13 protein-coding genes are annotated in these 20,992 nt (G+C 70.1%); 5 read left to right on the top strand and 8 right to left on the bottom strand.

What is annotated here, in order from left to right; translation table 11 throughout:
- Positions 1–36: 36 nt before the first annotated feature.
- The 4 genes from ABB55_RS23355 to ABB55_RS23340 all read right to left on the bottom strand — a co-directional run bounded on the left by ABB55_RS23355 (position 37) and on the right by ABB55_RS23340 (position 2,677).
- Positions 37–1,095, bottom strand: coding sequence for an NAD(P)/FAD-dependent oxidoreductase (locus ABB55_RS23355; protein ID WP_054362255.1), 1,059 nt, complete (start codon positions 1,093–1,095; stop codon positions 37–39).
- 294 nt (positions 1,096–1,389) lie between these two features.
- Entirely contained in the window at positions 1,390–1,710 is a 321-nt protein-coding gene (locus ABB55_RS23350) for a 2Fe-2S iron-sulfur cluster-binding protein (protein WP_054360963.1), read from the bottom strand.
- Between the two features lie 93 nt (positions 1,711–1,803).
- Positions 1,804–2,202 carry an Hpt domain-containing protein gene (locus ABB55_RS23345; RefSeq protein WP_054360962.1) on the bottom strand — a complete coding sequence of 133 codons (399 nt, stop codon included), beginning with the start codon at positions 2,200–2,202 and terminating at the stop codon, positions 1,804–1,806.
- Between the two features lie 124 nt (positions 2,203–2,326).
- The gene (locus tag ABB55_RS23340) at positions 2,327–2,677 is read right to left on the bottom strand and encodes a hypothetical protein (protein ID WP_200912062.1); all 351 of its coding nucleotides are present in this window, start codon (positions 2,675–2,677) and stop codon (positions 2,327–2,329) included.
- 253 nt (positions 2,678–2,930) lie between these two features.
- Between ABB55_RS23340 and ABB55_RS23335 the strand changes: the two genes are divergently transcribed.
- The 3 genes from ABB55_RS23335 to dgcA all read left to right on the top strand — a co-directional run bounded on the left by ABB55_RS23335 (position 2,931) and on the right by dgcA (position 13,436).
- On the top strand, positions 2,931–10,997 hold the full coding sequence (locus tag ABB55_RS23335) for an apolipoprotein A-IV repeat region-like domain-containing protein (protein ID WP_054360961.1): 8,067 nt from the start codon (positions 2,931–2,933) through the stop codon (positions 10,995–10,997).
- 442 nt (positions 10,998–11,439) lie between these two features.
- A complete protein-coding gene (dgcN, locus tag ABB55_RS23330) occupies positions 11,440–12,450 on the top strand; it encodes an N-acetyltransferase DgcN (RefSeq protein WP_054360960.1) in 1,011 nt (336 codons plus the stop codon).
- Positions 12,447–13,436, top strand: coding sequence for an N-acetyl-D-Glu racemase DgcA (gene dgcA, locus ABB55_RS23325; protein ID WP_054360959.1), 990 nt, complete (start codon positions 12,447–12,449; stop codon positions 13,434–13,436). Before dgcN ends, dgcA begins: the two co-directional genes overlap by 4 nt.
- On the opposite strand, the gene ABB55_RS23320 is transcribed toward dgcA, so the two are convergent.
- Positions 13,406–14,545 (bottom strand): MFS transporter, encoded by a 1,140-nt coding sequence (locus ABB55_RS23320; protein WP_054360958.1) that lies wholly within the window; start codon positions 14,543–14,545, stop codon positions 13,406–13,408. The two genes, dgcA and ABB55_RS23320, sit on opposite strands and share 31 nt — an antisense overlap.
- Before the next feature lie 160 nt (positions 14,546–14,705).
- Between ABB55_RS23320 and ABB55_RS23315 the strand changes: the two genes are divergently transcribed.
- Positions 14,706–16,103, top strand: coding sequence for a protein phosphatase CheZ (locus tag ABB55_RS23315; protein WP_054360957.1), 1,398 nt, complete (start codon positions 14,706–14,708; stop codon positions 16,101–16,103).
- A 252-nt stretch (positions 16,104–16,355) separates the two neighbouring features.
- Here ABB55_RS23315 and ABB55_RS23310 read toward each other — a convergent pair whose 3' ends face one another.
- The 3 genes from ABB55_RS23310 to ABB55_RS23300 all read right to left on the bottom strand — a co-directional run bounded on the left by ABB55_RS23310 (position 16,356) and on the right by ABB55_RS23300 (position 19,351).
- A complete protein-coding gene (locus ABB55_RS23310; protein WP_054360956.1) occupies positions 16,356–17,339 on the bottom strand; it encodes a threonine ammonia-lyase in 984 nt (327 codons plus the stop codon).
- Positions 17,340–17,489: 150 nt separating this feature from the next.
- Entirely contained in the window at positions 17,490–18,518 is a 1,029-nt protein-coding gene (locus tag ABB55_RS23305) for a glycosyltransferase family 4 protein (protein ID WP_054360955.1), read from the bottom strand.
- On the bottom strand, positions 18,515–19,351 hold the full coding sequence (locus tag ABB55_RS23300; RefSeq protein WP_054360954.1) for a UDP-2,3-diacylglucosamine diphosphatase: 837 nt from the start codon (positions 19,349–19,351) through the stop codon (positions 18,515–18,517). The genes ABB55_RS23305 and ABB55_RS23300 overlap by 4 nt, the downstream gene beginning before the upstream one ends.
- A gap of 306 nt (positions 19,352–19,657) precedes the next feature.
- Here ABB55_RS23300 and ABB55_RS23295 point away from each other — a divergent pair, with 306 nt between their 5' ends.
- A complete protein-coding gene (locus ABB55_RS23295) occupies positions 19,658–20,506 on the top strand; it encodes a fumarylacetoacetate hydrolase family protein (protein WP_054360953.1) in 849 nt (282 codons plus the stop codon).
- Positions 20,507–20,992: the final 486 nt, after the last annotated feature.

Genomic DNA, 20,992 nt, shown 5'->3' with positions numbered 1-20,992 from the left:
CCTCCGCCAGCGCCTTCGCCTTCGCCAGCGCCCGGGTCACGAGACGCCGAGCTTCTTCTGCAGGCTGGTCGAGCTGGTCGTGTACTGGAACACGATCCGCTGGCCGGGCGCGACGATGCGCTTGGCCGCCTGCGCCATCAGCGCGACCTCGTGGAAGCCGGACAGGATCAGCTTGAGCTTGCCCGGATAGGTGTTGATGTCGCCGACCGCGAAGATGCCGGGTTCCGACGTCTCGAACTTCTCGGTGTCGACCGGGATCAGATTCTCGTGCAGATTCAAGCCCCAGTCGGCGATCGGCCCGAGCTTCATGGTCAGGCCGAAGAAGGGCAGCATGCGGGTCGCCTGGATCGTCCGTGCGCTCCCGTCATTGAGCTTGACATGGACGCCGGACAGGTGACCGTCGGCGCCGGAAAGACCGGTGACCTGGCCGAGCACCAGGTCGAGCCTGCCCTCGGCGACCAGGTGGCGCATCTGCTCGACCGAATGCGGGGCGGCGCGGAACTCGTCGCGGCGGTGCATCAGCGTCACCCGCCGGGCGATCGGCTGCAGGTTGAGCGTCCAGTCGAGCGCGGAATCGCCGCCGCCGACGATCAGCACGTCCTGGTCGCGGAAGGCCTCCATCCGGCGCACCGCGTAGAAGACCGAGGTCCCCTCATAGGCCTCGATCCCCGGCACCGGCGGGCGCTTGGGCTGGAACGAGCCGCCGCCGGCCGCGATCACCACCACCTTGGCGTGGAACAGGGTGCCGAGATCGGTGGTCACCGCGAAGCCGCCCTCCGGCAGCCGCGCCACCGTCTCGACCATCTGCGAATAGTGGAACACCGGGCTGAACGGCCGCGCCTGCTCCATCAGCTTCTCGACCAGCTCCTGGGCGCCGACGACCGGGTAGCCGGGGATGTCGTAGATCGGCTTCTCCGGATAGAGCTCGGCGCATTGCCCGCCGGGCCGGTCCAGGATGTCGACCAGGTGGCAGCGCATGTCGAGGAGGCCGAGTTCGAAGACCGCGAAGATGCCGACCGGGCCGGCTCCGATGACGAGGACATCGGTGGTGATCACATCGGCGGTGATCACGTCGGGGGCGATGGTTTCGGACATGCGCATGTGACCGGGCGATGGCGGCCGCGCCGCCGGGTTGGGACCCGACCTATAGGATGGTTCGGCCGCGCGGGCCAGAGCGGAGGACTGCGGGGCGACGACGACCGCCCCGACGGCCGCACAAGTGAGCGGACCGGCGGCACGGCCCGGCGCACACAACGAACGCCCTTCGCGGCGACGCCGCGCACCGGATTGCCGCGCAATGGCTTGCAATGACTTGCAATGGCGTGCAATCGCCCGCCGTGACGCCCGGATCGGGGCCGGCGCCTCGGCCGTGCCCGCGATCCGGCCGGGTCAGGCCTGGCGTTCGGGCGTCCGGACGACGAGGCCGTCGAGCGCTGCGGTCACCTTGATCTGGCAGGACAGCCGGGAGGTCGGGCGGACGTCGTAGGCGAAGTCCAGCATGTCCTCTTCCATCGGCTCCGGCGCGCCGACCTTGGCATACCAGGCCTCGTCGACATAGACGTGGCAGGTCGCGCAGGCGCAGGCGCCGCCGCATTCCGCCTCGATGCCGGGCACCATGTTGCGGATCGCGTTCTCCATCACGGTGGAGCCGATCTCGGCCTCCACGGTCTGCTCGGCGCCGGCTGCGGAAATGAAGGTGATCTTGGGCATCGGGGTCTCGGGCTCGGGAGGCAGGGGAAGGGCAGCGCCCGAGATAAAGGCTCACGCGGGAAGGTCAAGACGGCGCGAGGGCACTGTGGCCGATTAGGCCCGATTCCCCAGCTCCTGGCGGATCACCCGGTCGACCGCCTCGACCGCCGCGGTCAGTTCGCCGAAGAGATGCGCGGCGTCGCCGGGGACCCGCTCGGCCATTTCGACCGCCTCGGCGAGCCGGGCGACGCGGAAGGCGCCGATGCCGCGGGCCGATCCCTTCAGGGTGTGGGCCGCCCGGCGGCCGCTGTCGCCATCCGCCGACGACCGGATGCGATCCAGCAGCGCCTGGGACTGCGCCAGGAACATGCCGAGCACCTCGTGCTGCAGGTCGCGGCTGCCGAAGGTCATCCGGTCGAGATGGGCGAAGTCCAGCGGCCGGCCGTCGCCGCCGAGCGGGCGAGCGGCATCCCGACGCACCGCCTCGCAGTCGACATCGCCTCCGTCTCGCATGGCCCGTCCTTTCGCCGATCGTCGACGAGAGAAGCGCCGGAGAGGCCAAGGAGACGTAAATTCCGCTGCCGAAAGAAGGCGATCGCGCATTACGGTAAAAGAAAGGTGGAGGCCGCCGGCCGGCTCAGCGCTCCGCCTTGCCGCCGAGCGCGCGCCGGCCGGCCGCGGTCAGCCGCGCCACCACCCAGTCCGGTTTCGTCGGATTGTCGAACCACGGCTCTGCCCAGCCCTTTTCCAGGCAGGCGCGGATGGTGCGGTGCGGGAACTCCTGCCCGTCGGAATCGAACAGCGGCAGCTTGCCGCCCGGCTGCCCGAGCCCCTGCTCCAGGTAGCGCCGCTGGCTCGGACTGGGCCGGCCGGGCGCCGCCGGAGCCTTCGCGCCCGGTTTTCCCTCGGCCGCCGCGGTCCCCACGCGGCCGCGATCTTTCTGCTTTTTCAAGGAATGCAATGGATCAATCCGGTCGCCCCTGGGCATGGCCGCCCCCGTTAACGATGATGAGGGAAAACCCCCGCCAATGGTTCCAACTTCGTTAATGACATATTACCATCAAGGTGCGGCAACTTACGAGGAGGCTTGAGATTCGGGGTATCCCCCGTATCTTCAAAGCCTTGTCCGGTGAAACCGACGTCGTGCATGAAGCGACGCGGGATCGGTCGTCAGCTTCCAAGGCCATGGAGGCAGCGGCCGACTGAGGGTACCGAGTACGGACGCGAGGCAGTAGATCACGATGGCGACCAATCAAAACAAGCAGATGGATCCTGCCGAGGCTGCCCTTTCGGCCGTCGAGGAAGCCCTGAAGCTGGATTTCGGCGGCCCGGAGGATTCGCCTCCCGCCGCCTCGACGCCGATCGAAACCCCGCCCACGGCGTCCTCCGCGCCACCCCGCCCCGAACGCAAGCCGCCCACCGTCACCAAGCGCATGGTCACGCGCCCGACCGGCGCGCGCTCTCCGCTCGATTCGCTGCCGCCGGAAGAGGAACTGACCGCGATCGTCGAGGCGCCGCCGCCCGCCCCGGCCGCCGCCGAGCGCACCGCCGCGACCCGGATGCCGTCCGCCGCCGCCACGGCGCCGGCGGCCCATGCCGCCGCTCCGTCTCCCGCCGCCGAACCGGTCCGGACTGCGGACGCCCCGCGCCCGTCCGAGGCGCGCACGTCCGAGACCCGTCCCTCCCCGCGGCCGCCGGCCAATGACGACCGCCAGTCGGTCGGCAACCTGATCCACCGCTTCGGCCAGAAGCCCTCGCAGACGCCGCTGTGGATCGCGCTGATCGCCTCGATCGTCTGGCTCGGCCTGGTCACCGTGCTGATCATGACCACCTTCGGCGGCTTCCTGCGCACCGCGACGCTGCCGGAAATGCTGTGGTCGCTCGCCGCCACCCTCCTGCCGGTGATCGCCTTCTGGGTCTTCGCCGTGGTCGCCCGCCGCGGCCAGGAAATGCGCATCGCATCCCGCACCATGACCGAAGTGGCGCTGCGGCTGGCCGAGCCGGAAGCGCTCGCCAAGGATTCGCTGGTTTCGCTCGGCCAGGCCATCCGTCGCGAGATGGCGGCGGTCGGCGACGGTCTCGACCGGGCCGTGGCGCGGGCGAGCGAGCTGGAAGTCCTCGTCCACAACGAGGTCTCCTCGCTCGAACGGGCCTATGGCGAGAACGAGCTCAAGATCCGCAGCCTGATCGAGGAACTGGTCAACCAGCGCGAGGCGATCACCAACAATGCGGAGCGGGTGCGGGCCGTGATGGTCGGCGCCCACGAGACGCTGGCCGCCGATCTGGCCCAGATCCATTCGCGCGTCACCGACGCCGTCTCGGATGCGACCGGCCATCTCAGCTCGACCCTGATGGAGCGCGGCGTCGAGATCGCGACCCGGATCGACGTCTCGTCCGAGAACCTGATCAATTCGATCGCCAACCGCGGCACCCAGGTCGTCGACCGTCTGGTCGTGACCACCCGCGAGGTCACCGATCAGTTCGCCAATGTCGGCGAGGAAGTTGCCGATCGGATCGTCACGGCCGGCCAGATCGTCGCCGACACGCTGTCGATGAAGGGCAGCGACATCTCCGACAAGCTGACCCGCACCGGCAACGAACTGGTCGAGACCTTCTCGCGCCAGAGCGCGGACCTGACCGAATCGGTCGGCCGGATGAGCACCGACGTGGTCCAGACCCTGTCGAGCCGGACCGACATGGTCACCGAGGCGCTGCACCGCACCACCTCGACCCTGGTCGAGACGGTGACCGACCGCGCCAGCTACGTCACCGATGCCTTCGCGACCACCGGCACGGCGCTGATCGACACCCTGACGGAACGCTCGACCAGCGTGAACGAGACCCTGGAGCGCACCGGCGCCTCGGTCATCGACCGCCTGGCGCAGACCGGCGCGACGATGATCGACACGCTGAACGAGCGCAGCGGCTTCTTCACCGACCAGTTCCAGACCACCGGCACGACCCTGATCGAGACGCTGACCGAGCGCTCCACGGTCGTCAACGAGACGCTGCGCGATACCGGGTCGACCCTGATCGACACCCTAAACGACCGCAGCCGCGCCGTCGTCGACAACATCTCGATCACCGGTTCGACCCTCATCGAGACGCTGACCGAGCGGTCGAGCGCGCTCAACGAGACGCTCAGCCGCACCGGCGCGACCCTGATCGAGACGCTGACCGAACGCAGTCAGGCGGTCACCGAGGCCCTGTCGTCGACCGGCGGCACGCTGATCGACACGCTGACCTCGCGCTCGACCCATCTCAACGAGACGCTCAGCCGTACCGGCGACACGCTGATCGAGACGCTGACCGAACGTTCGACCCATCTCAACGAAACGCTCAGCCGCACCGGCGATACGCTGATCGACACCCTGACCGAGCGCAGCCGTTCGGTCACCGACAATCTGTCCTATACCGGCGCCTCGCTGATCGACACGATCACCGAGCGGGCGGATTCGGTCGCCCAGATTCTGTCCTCGACCGCCGCCAATCTGATCGACACCCTGAGCGAGCGCAGCATCGCCGTCACCGAGAGCCTGGCCCGCACCGGCGACACGGTCGTCGAATCGCTCGCCGACCGCAGCCGCTTCATCACCGATTCGCTGTCGGCGGCCGCCGACCAGCTGATCGAGTCCATGCTCGAGCGCTCCGCCTCGGTGAGCGAGGCCCTGTCGTCGACCGGCGCCACCCTGATCGGGACCCTGACGGATCGTTCGGGCGAGCTGAACGACACCTTCCAGCGCACCGGCTTCTCGCTGATCGACACGCTGACCGAGCGCTCGACCACGCTCAACGACACGCTGAACCGGACCGGCGACACGCTGATCAGCTCGCTGACCGAGACCGGCTCGTCCCTGACCGAGGCCTTGAGCAGCACCGGCAGCCATCTGCTGGCCACGCTGACCGAGCGCTCGACCACCCTCAACGACACCCTGAGCCACACCGGCGGGACGCTGATCGCGACCCTGACCGAGCGCACGACGACCCTCAACGACACGCTGAGCCGCACCGGCGATACGCTGATCGACACCCTGACCGAGCGTTCGACCACCCTCAACGACACGCTGAGCCGCACCGGCGACACGCTGATCGACACCCTGACCGAGCGCTCGACCACCCTCAACGATACGCTGAGCCGCACCGGCGATACGCTGATCGACACGCTGACCGAGCGCTCGACCGCCCTCAACGACACGCTGAACCGCACCGGCGACACGCTGATCGGATCGCTGACCGAGACCGGCACGTCGCTGAACCACTCGCTGTCGCGCACCGGTACCGACCTGACCAACACGCTGGCGCGGACCGGCAGCGATCTGACCCGGACGCTCGCCTCGACCGGCGACAACCTGATCGGAACGCTCTCGGCGACCGGCGAAGGCCTGATCGGAACCCTGACGCAGACCGGCACGAACCTGACCGAGACGCTGGCCTCGACCGGCACGCTGATCACCGACACGATCCTGACCCGCGGCCAGGAGGTCAACGAGGGCCTGCTGTCGCACGCCTCGGTGATCGACCAGACCCTGTCGCGGACCGGCAACGAGATCGTCTCGATGATCGCGACCCGCGGCACGGAAGTGTCCGATACGCTGTCGCGCGCCACCGAGGATCTCAACCAGCTCTTCGTCGGCCACTCGCGCGAGGTGTCGGACACCATCAACGCCACCGGCACCAAGATCGTCGAGGCGATCGTGTCGCGCGGCAGCGAGGTCAACGAGGCCCTGAAGGGCACGGGCCAGTCGCTGGTGGTCGATCTCAGCCTGCGCGGCTCGGAGATCACCGAACGGCTCGACACGGCCGGCATGCAGATCGCCGAGATCATCGCGATCCGCGGCGGCGACCTGAACCGCGCGCTGGACGATGCGATCGGCCGGCTGAACACCACCATCCTGACCAATGGCGACGTGCTCGCCGACCGGCTCGACGCCACCAGCGACCGCATCCGCGAATCCATCGTCATGCGCGGTGCCGAACTGGAGGATGCCGTGGTCTCGGCCGGGCGCACCCTGGACCAGATCATCGGCTCGCGCGCCGCGGACTTCCGCGACCGCCTGCATGCTAGCCTGGACGTGGTCTCGGGCGACATCTCCACCCGCACCGGCGAACTGGCCGAACGCCTGGCCAAGGCCGGCTCGGAAGTCGCCCGCCTCGTCGCCGCCCAGGGCGATCTCGTCACCGACCGTATGAACGCGACCGGCGGCGACTTCCTCGGCCGGCTCGCCAGCCAGGGCCAGGAGATCACCACCGGCCTGTCCGAGCGCATCGCCGCCATCGACGAGATCGTCGGCGTGCGCGCCGTGCAGGTGGTCGAGACGCTCGGCCAGCGCTCCGAACAGATGCGCGACCTGCTCGAGCGTCGCCTCGGTCTCGTCGACGAGACCCTCACCCGCAAGACCGTCGCCCTGGTCGATGCGCTGCAGAGCCGCACCGACGAGCTGGCCGAGACGATCGAGAGCCGCACCTCCAGCCTGTCGGCGGCCCTCGACGGCAAGCTGGCCCATTTCGGCACGTCGCTCGACCGCAAGGCGGACGAGGTCGGCCTGATCCTCCAGGAGCGCGCCGTCTCCTTCGAGCAGACCGTCGCGGCCCGCGTCGACCGCGTGGCGGCGACCTTCGCCGAGCGCACCGATGCGTTCAACGACACGGTCCGCACCCGCACCGAGAAGATCGAAGAGGCGCTCGACACCCGCGCCCGCCAGATCAGCGAGACCTTGATGGACCGGGCGCGCGATATCGCCCGCACCTTCGTCGAAGGTCACACCGCCATCTCCACCGTGTTCGACAGCCGCGTGGCGGAACTCTCGACCTCGCTGGTCGGCCGCGCCAAGGAGGTCGGCGACCAGATCAGCGATCAGGTTTCCACCCTCAACGCGACCCTCGGTATGCGCGTGACCGAGATGACCGAAACCCTCGGCGAGCGGGCCGGCTTCTTCGACCGGCTGCTGCAGGAGCGCATGTCGGCGATCGGCAGCACGCTCGGCCAGGAAACCGAGAAGGCCCGCCAGATCGTGCTGCGTTCGGTCGGAGAGGCGACCGAGGGCATGCTGATCAAGTCCGAGGAGGCGCGCCGGACCATGGTGGCGACCACCGAGGAGGTCGCCGCCCGCCTGGAACAGTCGGTCATCTCGCGCACCTCCGCGGTGGTGGTCGATCTCGAGAAGTGCACGACCGAGATCTCCGCCCTTCTGGAAGGCCGCGGCGGCCATCTGATCGAGACGCTCGATCTCCGGGCGACCGAGCTCGCCGAACGCTTCGCCAGCGCCGAGAAGTCGATCGTTTCGACCGTCGAGGCCCGGACCGAAGACCTGGCCTCGACGCTGGCGACCGCCCACGACGTGTTCGACCGCACGCTCGACCGGCGCCATCAGGACATCGTGACCGTCCTCGACGGGCGCACCAACGGCCTGATTTCGAGCATCACGGCCGCCCACGACATGCTGGCGCGGACCCTGGAGGCGCGTCAGAACGACATCGCCTCGGTGCTCGACGAACGGACCAGCGGCCTGATCGCCGGTCTGTCGACGGCCCACGATGCGCTCGCCCGCACGCTCGAAGCCCGGCAGGGCGACATTGCCGGTCTGGTCGAAACCCAGGCCGCGGGCCTGCTGTCCAGCCTCGCCGCGACCCAGGACATGCTCGCCCGCTCGCTCGATCAGCGCCGCTCGGCCATGGCCGGCGAGATCGAGGCGCGCGCCAACAGCCTGATCGACGGTCTGGCGAGCGCTCACGACCGGCTCGCCGGCATCCTCGAAGTCCGCCGCAGCGAGATCGCCGATCTGGTGTCCGGCCATGCCGGCGGCCTGCTCTCGGGCCTCGAGGCGACCCACGACCGGCTGGCGCAGTCGCTCGATCAGCGCAAGTCGTCCATGACCGCCGCAATCGACGAGCGCGCCAGCGGCCTGATCTCCGCTCTGGCGACCACGCATGAACGCCTGGCCACCGTGCTCGAGGCGCGCCGCGGCGAGATCGCCGACCTGGTCTCCGATCAGGCCGGCGGGCTCCTGGCCGGCCTCGCGGCGACCCACGACCTGCTCGCCGGGACGCTGGAACAGCGCCAGACGGCCCTGACCTCGGCGCTCGACGAACGCGCCAGCGGCCTCCTGGCCGGCCTCGCCGCCGCCCATGACCGCCTCGCCGGCGAACTGGAAAGCCGCCGCAGCGAGCTCGGCATCCTGGTCGAGAGCCGGACCGATGCGTTGATCGGCCGGCTGGCGAATACCCACGACATGTTCGCCAGCACGCTGGAGACCCGGCAGGCCGAAATGGCCTCGCTGGTCGAGGAGCGGGCATCGGACCTGGTGGCCAGTCTCGCGGCTGCGCACGACCAGCTCGAACGCACGCTGGAGACCCGGCAGGGCGAACTGGTCGCCCACACCACCCAGGCCCGCGACGGCATCGCGGAGGTGCTCGACAGCCGCTCGGCCGACATCTTCGGCAAGCTGCAGGGCGCGCAGGACCAGCTCTACAAGGGCCTCGACAGCCGTTCGGCCAATCTCGCCGACAAGATCGGCCATGCCGGCGACCTGCTGCTCGACGCGCTCGAACGCAAGGGCCGCGACGTGGCCGAGACCTTCGCGGTCCAGGGCGTCGAAGCCTCCCGGATGGTCTCCGAAGCCTCCGATCGCCTGCGCACCGAGATGGGCGAGATCATGGAGCGGCTGACGCAGTCGAACATGGTGCTGCAGTCGGTGATGAGCCGGACCGGGGAAAGCCTGCGCGAGATCGAGCAGAATCTCGACCGCCAGAGCGGCGAAGTGAAGAGCGCCCTGGAGCAGGCCGTCTCCGACACCCAGGTGGCGACCGCCACCATCGCCCGCGAAGTCGGCACCCTGCGCGAGGTTTCGGCCGGCGTGCTGAAGGACGTGGTCGACCTGACCTCGAAGTTCGACCAGACCGCGGGCCGCCTGCACGATGCCGGTGCCGAGGTCGGCGGCGCCAACGACCGGCTGGTCCGCTCGATCGAGCAGCGCCAGCAGACGCTGGAGGCCATGAACGAGGCGCTGGCCGAGAAGACCAAGACCATCGACGAGCTGGTCCGCGCCTTCGCCGGCACGATCAGCCAGAGCCTCGCGGCCGCCGAAGCGCGCGCCCGCGATGTCGGTGCCTCGCTGACCGGCTCGACCGAGGGCGCGATCCGCTCCGTGCTCGGCCAGCTGGAGACCCTGCGGACGACCGCCGATCAGGAAGGCAACAAGGCCTCCTCGACCTTGAAGTCGATCCAGGACGCCATGGTGGCGGACCTGTCGCGGACCGTGTCGGACACCACCGCCCGCTTCGGCGAGGCGGCGGAGAAGATGCGCGACGCGGCGCGGATGATGCAGGGCGAACTCGACAAGACGCGCGAAGAGCTGCGCCGCGGCGTGTTCGAACTGCCCAAGGAGACCGAGGAATCGACCGCCGCGCTGCGCCGCGTCGTCACCGAGCAGCTGAAGGCGCTGAACGAGCTGACCAACCTCGCCAGCCGTCAGGCCGCCGCCTTCGATGTCACCGTCCCGGCCGCCGAACCGCCGCGCCGCGGCAGTGGCGCCGCGTCCGCCTCGGCCGCCATGGTGGTCGAACGGCCTGCGGTCTACCGGGACGCGGAACCGCGCCGGATCGAGACGGCCAGGATCGAGACGGCCCGGCCCGAGCCGGTCCGCGCGGTCGAGCCGGCTGCCCGCGTCGAGACCCCCGCCGTCGAACCGATCCGGCCGGAACCGGTGGCGCGCATCGAGACGCCGCGCGCCGAGCCGAGCCGGGTGCCGGCCGCGCCGCTGCCCGAGGCGCGCCGCGCCGCCCCGCAGCCGCCGGCCGATCCGGAACCGCGCAGCCGCGACGGCCAGTCGCGCGGCTGGGTCGCCGATCTCCTGCGCCGCGCCTCGCGCGACGAGGAGGAGGACGCCGCCGCACCGGAACCGGTCGCCGAAGCCCCGGCCCCGTCGGCCCCAGCCCCGTCTGCGCCGCGCGCCGCCGGCTCGGGATCGGGCGCGGAAGGTCTCGGACAGGTCGCCTCCGACATCGCCCGTGCGATCGACGACCGCACCTTCCTGGATCTGTGGGATCGTCACCGCGCCGGCGAGAAGAGCGTCTTCACGCGCCGGCTCTATACCCTGCAGGGCCAGCAGACCTTCGACGAGATCCGTCGCAAGTATCACCGCGACCTGGACTTCCGGTCCGTGGTCGACCGGTACTGCGACGATTTCGAACGGCTCCTGGACGAGGTCGGCAAGACGGACGGCGACGGCATCATGTCCCGCTCCTACCTGACCTCCGATACCGGCAAGGTCTACACCATGCTGGCCCATGCCGCCGGCCGCCTCGACTGAGGCCGCCCGGCCGGCATCGACGAGACCATCCGAAGCCCCGGGGCAGCACCCCGGGGTTTCTCTTTGCCGGCGACCGCCCGGCGATCCGGCGATCCGACGGGCCGACCGCCCAGCCATCCGACGGGCCGGCCATCCGACGGCGCCACGAGCCGGGGCACGCCCGACCCATCGCAGCCGTGCCGGCCGGCGGTCGCCGCTGTGCTCCCCTCTGTCCACAACCGGCTGGACCGCCCTGGCCGCGGTCGGCCCATCCGGATGCAACCGGCCTTGCCGGGCCCGGCCGAACCGCGGCACAGTGCGGGGGACGGGAGGGCCGGCCCTGCCCCGGCGCTACAGCCGGCGGCGCACGGCCATGGCCCTGCTCCCGCCGCGCCGCCGGCCGACACCGCGCGCCCCGCGCCTGCGATCGCCTGCCGAAGCTGCCTGTCTGTCCGAGGTCGTCATGGAAATCGCCCATCCCTACCTGCTCTTCCTCGGCGACGTGCCCGACGCGCTCGCCGCCAAGACCGCGCTCGGCATCGTCGACTGGCGGCCGGAATGGTGTCTCGGCCAGCTCCGCCTGCCCGGATGCGCGGCCGACGCGAAACTGCCCGACATGACCATCGCCGAAGCCGCCGCGGCGGGCGTGCGGACCATGGTGGTCGGCGCCGTCAATGCCGGCGGCGTCCTTCCGGATCACTGGGTGGTGCCGATCGTCGAGGCGCTGCATGCCGGACTGGACGTGGCCAGCGGCCTGCATATGCGGCTCGCCGACGATCCGGAAATCCGGGCCGCGGCGGAGCGGACCGGGCGCAAGCTGCACGACGTGCGCCACACCAGCGAGCGCTTCCCGACCGGCAAGGGCACGAAGCGCCCGGGCCTCAGACTGCTGACGGTGGGCACGGATTGCTCGGTCGGCAAGAAATACACCGCCCTGGCGCTCGAAAAGGCGATGCGGGCGCGCGGCTATGCGGCCGATTTCCGGGCGACCGGGCAGACCGGCGTGTTCATTTCCGGCCGCGGCGTCGCGATCGATGCGGTGGTGGCGGATTTCATCTCCGGGGCGGTCGAATGGATCGCGCCGGCGGCCGATCCGGACCACTGGGACCTGGTCGAGGGCCAGGGCTCGCTGTTCCATCCCTCCTTCGCCGGGGTGTCGCTCGGCCTCCTGCATGGCGCGCAGCCCGACGCCTTCGTGGTCTGCCACGAACCGACCCGGACGCGCATGCGCGGCGTCCAGCATCCGCTGCCGAGCATCGCCGACGTGATCGACCTGACCGTCCGCTGTGGCCGGCTGACCAACCCGGCGATCCGCTGCGTCGGCATCGCGATCAACACAGAGCATCTCAACGATGTCGACGCCGCGCGCACCATCGCGGCGGCGGCCGACGCGCACGGATTGCCGGCCAGCGACCCGATCCGCTTCGGACTGGAACCGATCGTCGACGAGATCGAAAGGCACTGGCCGCGATGACCGGACCCCATCTGAGCGTCGCCGTCGAGCGCTTCCCGATCGCCGGCAGCTTCACCATCTCGCGCGGCAGCCGCACCGAAGCGGTCGTCGTGACCGCGACGCTGACCATCGACGGCGCGACCGGACGCGGCGAATGCGTGCCCTATGCCCGCTACGGCGAGACCGTCGAGGACGTGGTCGCCGCGATCGAGGCGGTCGGCCCGGAGATCGCCGCCGGACGGATCGGTCACCCCGACCTCGCGGGCGCCATGCCGGCCGGCGCGGCGCGCAATGCCGTCGATTGCGCCTTCTGGGATCTGGCGGCCAAGCGCAGCGGCGTCCCGGCCTTCCGGGCGGCCGGGCTCGACGCGCTGAAACCGTTGGTCACCGCCTATACGCTGAGCCTCGGCACGCCGGACAGCATGGCGGAGGCCGCCCGCGCGGCCGCACACCGGCCGCTCCTCAAGGTCAAGCTCGGCGGCGACGGCGATCCCGAGCGCATCCGCGCGGTGCGTGCCGGTGCACCCGACGCGATGCTGATCGTCGACGCCAACGAGGGCTGGACGCCCGAGAACCTTGCCGACAACCTCGCGGCGGCGGAAGCCGCCGGGGTCCGGCTGATCGAGCAGCCCCTGCCGGCCGGCCGCGACGGCGCGCTCGCCGGCATCGCGCGCCGGGTGCCGGTCTGCGCCGACGAAAGCCTGCACGGCAGCGGCGACCTCGCCGCGCTCCGGGACCGCTACGACGCCGTCAACATCAAGCTCGACAAAGCCGGCGGCCTGACCACGGCCCTGGAGATCGTCGCGGCGGCCGAGCGGGCCGGCCTCGCCGTGATGGTCGGCTGCATGGTCGGCACCTCGCTCGCCATGGCGCCGGCGATCCTGGCCGCCCAGCGCGCCGACTTCGTCGATCTCGACGGCCCGCTGCTGCTCGCCCGCGACCGCGCTCCCGGCCTGACCTATGACGGCTCGACCGTCTATCCGCCCGAGCCCGCGCTCTGGGGCTGAGGCCGCCGCGCGAATAGGGTCACGATGACGACGCCCGCCATGGCGACCAGCGCCATGGCGGGGAAGCCGTCCAGGCCGTAGGTCTTGTAGAGGGCGCCGGACGCGAAGGTCGCCAACGCCATGAACAGCCCGTTGAAGGTGACGAGCAGGCTCTGCGCGGAGCCGGCCAGACCCGGCAGGGCGGCGCGGGTCAGGTAGGCCATGGTGCCGATATGCACCGCGCCATACGAGAAGGCGTGCATCGCCTGCACCGCGCCCCAGGCGCCCGGCGATGCGAGGCTCGGATAGATCAGCCAGCGCGCCGCCGCGACCAGGCCGCCGAAGGCGATCAAGGTGACCGGGTTGACCCGCGCCACGATCCGGCCGGCGGCGGCGAACAGCGTGATCTCGGCGATCACGCCGACGATCCAGACCACCCCGATGGTCGCCTCGCTCATGCCCTGCGCGGTCCAGGCGAGCGAGGCGAAGCTGTTGTGCATGGCATGGGAGGCATGGATGCAGGCGGTGCCGATCATGACCGCAATCAGGGCGCCGTGGCCGAAGAGATCGGCGAAGCGCACCGCCGGCCGGCCTTCCGCCGCCGCCGCCGTCTCGACCGGAGGCATCGCGGCGACGGCGATCACCTGCAGGGCAAAGGCGGCGGCGAGCAGCCAGAAGATCATGCCCGCGTCGGTGCGGGCGACGATCAGGCCGGATATCAAGGTCGCGGCGATGAACGAGACCGAGCCCCACAGCCGCATGCGGCCGTAGTCGGCACCGTCCCGGCGGACCAGCCCGACGGCGATCGCCTCGGCACCGGGCAGCACGCCGTTCCAGGCGACGGCGGTCACGATCATCACCGCCAGGATGGTCCAGAAGCCGATGGCGACCGGAAAGAAGGCGAAGGCCAACAGGGCGGCGACCGCATAGGCGAGCACGGCGAGGCGCCGGTCGCGGACCCGGTCGCTGGCGATGCCGAGCATCGGCGCGGTCGCGACCCGGAACAATGTCGGGATGCCGATCACCAGCGCGATCTCGGTATCGGACAAGCCGCGGTGGTTCAAGAGAACCGGATAGAACGGCAAGTGAACGCCGAAGGTCACGAAGATTGCCGCATAGGCCAAACCCATGCGGCCGCCGGGGGATAAGAATGTCATTGTGATTGCTCGAACTTGGGCGGGCACTTAAACTTGAATGAAAGATTCGGTCGATATGGAATCGTGTTCGTTCCGGCTTTTTTGCTGCGGCCCGGAACACGACACCAGCGGCACGGCACGAACGGCGGACCGCATGCAAGGCGACGGAGAAGTCACCGGTCTCCCCATCGAGGATTATCAGGCGATCGAGGATGCCGTCATGGAGACGGCCCGCGGGCGCTGGTTTCTGGCCGAGTATGCCCGCCGCCATCGTGCTGCCGATACCGACGCCATCGTCTCGTCGATCGAGCGCCTGGAGCGGGTGATCAAGCGCGACCGGCAGGTGCCCGACATCGACCGGATCAAGCTCGATCTGGCCGACATGGCCGAGGCGATCCAGCGGACCAAGGTCGAGATCGCCCAGATGCAGTTGGAGACGGTCGAAGGCGGCCGTTTCGCTCAGGCCTCGAACGAACTCGACGCCATCGTCAGCCAGACCGAGGACGCCACCGAGACGATCCTGTCCAACACCGAGCGGGTGCAGGAGATCGCCTGGACGCTGCGCGAGGACGGCATCGACGGCGCCTTGTGCGACCGGCTCGACAGCCACGCCACCGAAATCTACACCGCCTGCTCGTTCCAGGACCTGACCGGCCAGCGCACCCGCAAGGTGGTCACGGTGCTGCGCTATCTGGAGAGCCGGATCGGCTCGATGATGTCGATCTGGGGCATGGGCGATGTCGAGGACATGCCCGTCGCCGGCGGCTCCGCGACCGTCAGCCCGCAGGATTCGCGGCCGGACGCGCATCTCCTCAACGGCCCGGCCCTCGCCGGCGAGGGCATCGAGCAATCCGCCGTCGACGACATCCTGGACATGGCCGTCGATGCTCTGCCCGAGCCGGATTGGTCGGCCGACGAAACCGCAGCGTCCTTCGCGGCGGACGGCCCGGCCGTGGAATTCGACGGCCGGCAGGCCGCCATGGCGATGCCGGTCCGGCTGTCCTCGGCCGATTTCGAGGTCGGCTCCCGCCAGGACTATGCGACGATCGACGACGACATGATGATCGTCGTGCCGGTCGAACTCGAATTCGTCGGTGCCGACGAGGCCGACGTGTTCGCGCGCGCCCCCGTCGCCCGCGCGGTCCCGCCGGTGGACGACCGTCCGGTCCACGGGCATCAGGTCTCGGCCGCCGAAGCCGCGATGGCGACGGACGCGAGCCTGCTCGCCACGGCGGATGTGTTCGCCATGCCGATCCCGGCGGGCGAGGCGCCGTCGGACGAAACCGGCGCAGCTCCGGAGCCGGCGGACCGGATCGCACCGGCCGCGGACATCTTCGCCGCAGCCGCCGAGGAGGCGGCATCGCGCGAACCGCGCCTCCGGCCGAGCCGGATCGCCGCGCCCGCGACCCTCGGCAATGTCGCCCTCGCGCTGGAGATCGAGGCCGAGCCGGCCGCGCCCGCTGCCGCCGCCGAGCCGGTCTTCGCGCTGGTGCGCAGCGAGGATCCGATCGCCCGTCTCACCCCGACCGAGAAGCTGATCGTCTTCGGCTGAGCCTCTGTTCGGCCGGCCTGTCTGGCCGGCCGCGGCGCCCCCGACGACAACAGCCCTAACGACGACAGCCCTGACGACAACGCCCCAGGCGACAATGCCCCAGGCGTTGCCTTTCCCGTGCCGGTAGCCGCCCGCCCCGCCGGGACGCGGACGTCCGGGCGGAGAGGCAGGCTGTCGGTCGCTGCCGATCGAGCCGGTCGCGGTCCTTACCGACCGCGCCGGGCCGAACCGGCTTCAGGACGTGCCGGGGCTTCAGGCGGCGACGGCGCCGGCCAGGATGGCGGGATCGACATTGCCGCCGGATAGGACGATGGCGACGATCTTGCCGCTGAGATCGACCTTGCCGGAGAGGGCCGCCGCCAGCGCGACGGCGCCGCCGGGTTCCAGCACCAGCTTCAGTTCGCGCGCCGCATAGCCGACCGCCGCCAAGGCTTCGGCATCGGAGACGACGAGGCCGCGGGCGATGCGCGGCTTGTTCAGCGCGAAGGACAGCACGCCCGGCATCGGCGTCAGCAGCGCATCGCAGACCGAGCCGGCGGTGCGGGTGTTGCGCAGCCTTTCGCCGGCCGCGAAGGACCGGGCCTGATCGTCGAAGCCTTCCGGCTCGACCGGATAGATCGCAGCCGACGGCACCAGCGTCTTGATCGCCAGCGCCACGCCTGCGGTCAGCCCGCCGCCGCCGCAGCAGACCAGCACCACGTCGGGGGTCAGGCCCCGCGCGCGCAGGTCCTCGACGATCTCGAGCCCGATCGTGCCCTGCCCGGCGATCACGTCGCGATTGTCGTAGGGGTGGACCAGGGTCGCCCCCTTCTCGGCCGCGATGGCCTCGGTCAGCGCATCGCGATCCTGGCTGGAGCGGTCGTAGGAGACGACCGTGGCGCCGTAGCCCTCGGTGCGCTCGCGCTTGATGGCCGGGGCGTCGGACGGCATCACGATGGTGGCCGGCAGGCCGTGCAGGGCCGCGGCCGCCGCCACGCCCTGGGCATGGTTGCCGGACGAACAGGCGACGACGCCGTTCGCGCGCCGGTCGGCCGGGATCTGCGAGACGGCGTTGAAGGCGCCGCGGAACTTGAAGGAGCCGGTGCGCTGCAGGCATTCCGGCTTCAGGAAGACGCGCGCATTGAGCTTCGCGTCGAGCGCCGGCGAGGTGACGAGCGGCGTCCGCACGGCCTCGCCCTCGATGCGCACGGCCGCCGCCAGGATGTCGTCATAGGTGGGTAGCGCCTGGTCCGTCATGGCCGATCCTCCGGATGGGGCCGAGAGCCGTACCAGCCGGAGCGCGACGCGGCAACCCGTTGCGTCCGCGGGTCCGCCGCGACCGAACGGCAGCGCCATGACCGGATCCAGGCCCGGCCAGGGGCGCCGCCGCGCCAGGGGGTCCCGCCGTCAGGCCGCCTGCACGGTGCGCCGGCGCCGCTGCGCCTGTTCGATCGTGTCGACGAACTGCTGCGTCGCCCGTTCCCAGGTGAAGTCGGCCGCCCGCGCCAGCGCCGCCTCGCGCGGGATGTCGAGCGCCGCGAGGCAGGCCTCCTGCAGGTCGTTCGACAGCACGCCCGACCCGGTGTCGCCGATCACGTCGACCGGACCCATCACCGGGTAGGCGGCGACCGGCACCCCGCAGGCCAGGGCCTCGATCAGCACGTTGCCGAAGGTGTCGGTCAGCGACGGGAAGACGAACACGTCGGCCGCCGCATAGAGCCGCGCCAGGTCCTCGCCCGTATGGGTGCCGAGGAAATGCACGTCCGGATAGCGCTTCTTGAGCGAGCCGAGGACCGGGCCGTCGCCGACGATCACCTTGGAGCCGGGCAGGTCCAGATCCAGGAAGGCCTCGATATTCTTCTCCACCGAGACGCGGCCGACATTCATGAAGATCGGGCGCGGCAGGTCGAGAATGCGCTCGGTGCGCGGCCGGAACAGGCTCTGGTCGACCCCGCGCGACCAGATCGCCAGGTTGTTGAAGCCGCGATCGGAAAGATCGCGACGCAGGCTTTCGGTCGCCACCATGCAGGCCAGCCCGCGATTGTGGAACCGCTTCAGCCAGGCATAGGACCAGGATTGTGGCACCGGCAGGCGCGCGGACAGATATTCCGGAAAGCGCGTGTGGTAGCTGGTCGTGAAGCCCGGCCCGTGGCCGTTGACGACCTTGGCGGTCATCAGGCCGAGCGGACCTTCGGTGGCGATATGGACATAGTCCGGCCGCGCCGCCTCGATCCGGCGGCGGACCCGGTTGATGCCGGTCAACGCCAGCCGGATCTCCGGATAGGTCGGGCACGGCAGGGTCGGGAACTCGGCCGGGGTGAGCAGGTCGACCTCGATGCCGAAGCGGCGGATCTCCTCCGACAGGCGTTCGAGCGTGCGCACCACGCCGTTGATCTGGGGGCGCCAGGCATCCGTCACGATCAGGATTTTCGTCATGCGGCGCCGAGGACCTCCGCGCGGGCTGCGGGGGCGAGCGCCTCGGCCGGCTTCGTCCAGGTGAGGATTTCCATGCGACCGTCATGGTGTTCGGCGACCGCCGTGCAGCTCTCGACCCAATCGCCGGTATTGACGTAGGTGATGCCGAACCGGTCGTGGATCGCCGCGTGGTGGATATGGCCGCAGATCACGCCGTCCGCGCCGAGCCGGCGGGCCTCCGTGGTCAGGGCCTGTTCGAAGGCGCCGATGAAGCTGACCGCGTTCTTGACCTTCAGCTTGGCCCAGGCCGACAGCGACCAGTAGCCGAAGCCGAGCCTGCGGCGGGCGATGTTGAAGCCGGTATTGACGCCAAGCGCGAAGGTGTAGGCCCAGTCGCCGAGATGGGCGAGCCACTTGGCGTTGCGCACGACGACATCGAACTGATCGCCATGGATGACGACGAAGCGGCGGCCGTCCGCGCTTTCGTGCACCAGGCTGTCGACGATCTCGACGCCGCCGAAATGCGAGCCGAGATAGTCGCGCAGGAACTCGTCGTGATTGCCGGGCAGGTAGACGATGCGCGCGCCCTTGCGGCCCTTGCGCAGGATCTTCTGGACCACGTCGTTGTGGCTCTGCGGCCAGTACCACGAGCGCTTCAGGCGCCAGCCGTCGACGATGTCGCCGACCAGATAGACCGTCTCGGCATCGTGCAGGCGCAGGAAATCGAGCAGCAGGTCGGCCTGGCAGCCGCGCGTGCCGAGATGCACGTCGGACAGGAACAGCGCGCGAAAATGCCGGGGCTTGGGCTCCGCGGGATCGGGGGCTTCGGGCACGGCCGGATCGCGGCCGATCATGGCCGGCAGTTCCGCGGCCCGGAACGGTAGGGCAGTCATCGTGGCGGTTCCGGATGGCAACATGGGCTCCAGGAACACGATTCCGATCTCGCTTTTGTGACGCCCTCGATCCGACGCCGCAAAGGTCTGCGGTTTCCGCCGCAAAGGGTCGCGGTCGAGGGAACGCGGGTCCCGCAGCAAAGGTACGAGGAATGCGTGCCGGGCAGTTGCCAGCCGCCCGGCCCTCGCGCATGATCCGCCGCCCTCCGAACGCCCCCGCTCCGGCGTGCCGGCGACGGATGGGACAGCAAGAGGGAGACCCGAGGAATGAAGCTTGTCCGTTTCGGCGCGAAGGGCGCCGAGAAGCCCGGTATCGTCGCCGCCGACGGTTCGATCCGCGATCTGTCCGGCCTTGTTCCGGATTTCGCCGGCGACGGCCTGACGCCCGCCGCGCTCGACCGGATCCGCGCGCTCGATCCCCTCAGCCTGCCCGAGGCGCCGCAGGGCGTCCGTCTCGGCTCCTGCATCGCGCGCACCGGCAACTTCATTGCGGTCGGCCTGAACTATGCCGACCATGCCGCCGAGAGCGGCCTGCCGGTGCCGAAGGAGCCCGTGCTCTTCAACAAGGCGCCGAACTGCCTCGCCGGCCCGGACGACGATGTCGTCCTCCCACCGGGCGCGACCAAGGGCGACTGGGAAGTCGAACTGGCCATCGTGATCGGCAAGACCGCCTACCGGATCGAAGAGAAGGACGCCGTCGCCCATATCGCCGGCTATGCCGTCTGCAACGACCTGTCCGAGCGCGAATGGCAGACCGAGGGCACCGGTCAGTGGGTCAAGGGCAAGGCCGCCCCGGGCTTCGGCCCGCTCGGCCCCTGGCTCGTGACCCCGGACGAGGTCGGCGACGTGCAGGCGCTGGACATGTTCCTGGACCTGAACGGCAAGCGCGTGCAGAAGGGCTCGACCCGGACCATGATCTTCAGCGCCGCCTTCTGCGTCGCCTACATCTCCAAGTTCATGCAGCTCGATCCCGGCGACGTGATCACCACCGGCACCCCCCCGGGCGTCGGCCTCGGCATGAAGCCGCCGCTCTACCTGAAGGTCGGCGACACGATGCATCTCGGCATCGAAAAGCTCGGCGAGCAGCGCCAGACCGTCGTCGCCTACCAGGGCTGAGGCCCGGGCCCGGCCGCTGAGCGGCCCCGCCCATCGCCCCCGATCTCTCCCTCGGCTCCTTCCCCTTCTACCTCTTGGGGGGAGATGGGGATAGCGCGTTGCGGGATCGGGGAAATCAGCCCCCGATCCCTCGGCCCCTTCCCCTTCGCCCCCTGTAAAGGGGGAGAAGGTGGCCGAAGGCCGGATGAGGGGGCCTGGATGCCGCGGCGGGGTGAAAGTCCTGCGGTTCGGGTCGGTATTGTCGGCGGCCGGACCGCCGCCTCGGGGCGTTGACGCGCGATCGACCCCCTCATCCGCCCTTCGGGCACCTTCTCCCCCCTTCAGTGGGAGAAGGGGATAGCGCGTTGTTGGATTGGGGAAATCAGCCCCCGATCCCTCGGCCCCTTCCCCTTCGCCCCCTGCGTTGCTGAGAAGGGGAAAGACCCGCACGCGCACGAATCCGCCGCTGCGGCCGAAGACCGGCCCGACGGGGTCGACCAAGGCGGG

The sequence above is a fragment of the Prosthecodimorpha hirschii genome, assembly GCF_001305515.1.
GTDB lineage: Bacteria > Pseudomonadota > Alphaproteobacteria > Rhizobiales > Ancalomicrobiaceae > Prosthecodimorpha > Prosthecodimorpha hirschii.
The sequence above is the reverse complement of the archived record's forward strand: the minus strand, read 5'-3'. Positions and strand labels throughout refer to the sequence as shown.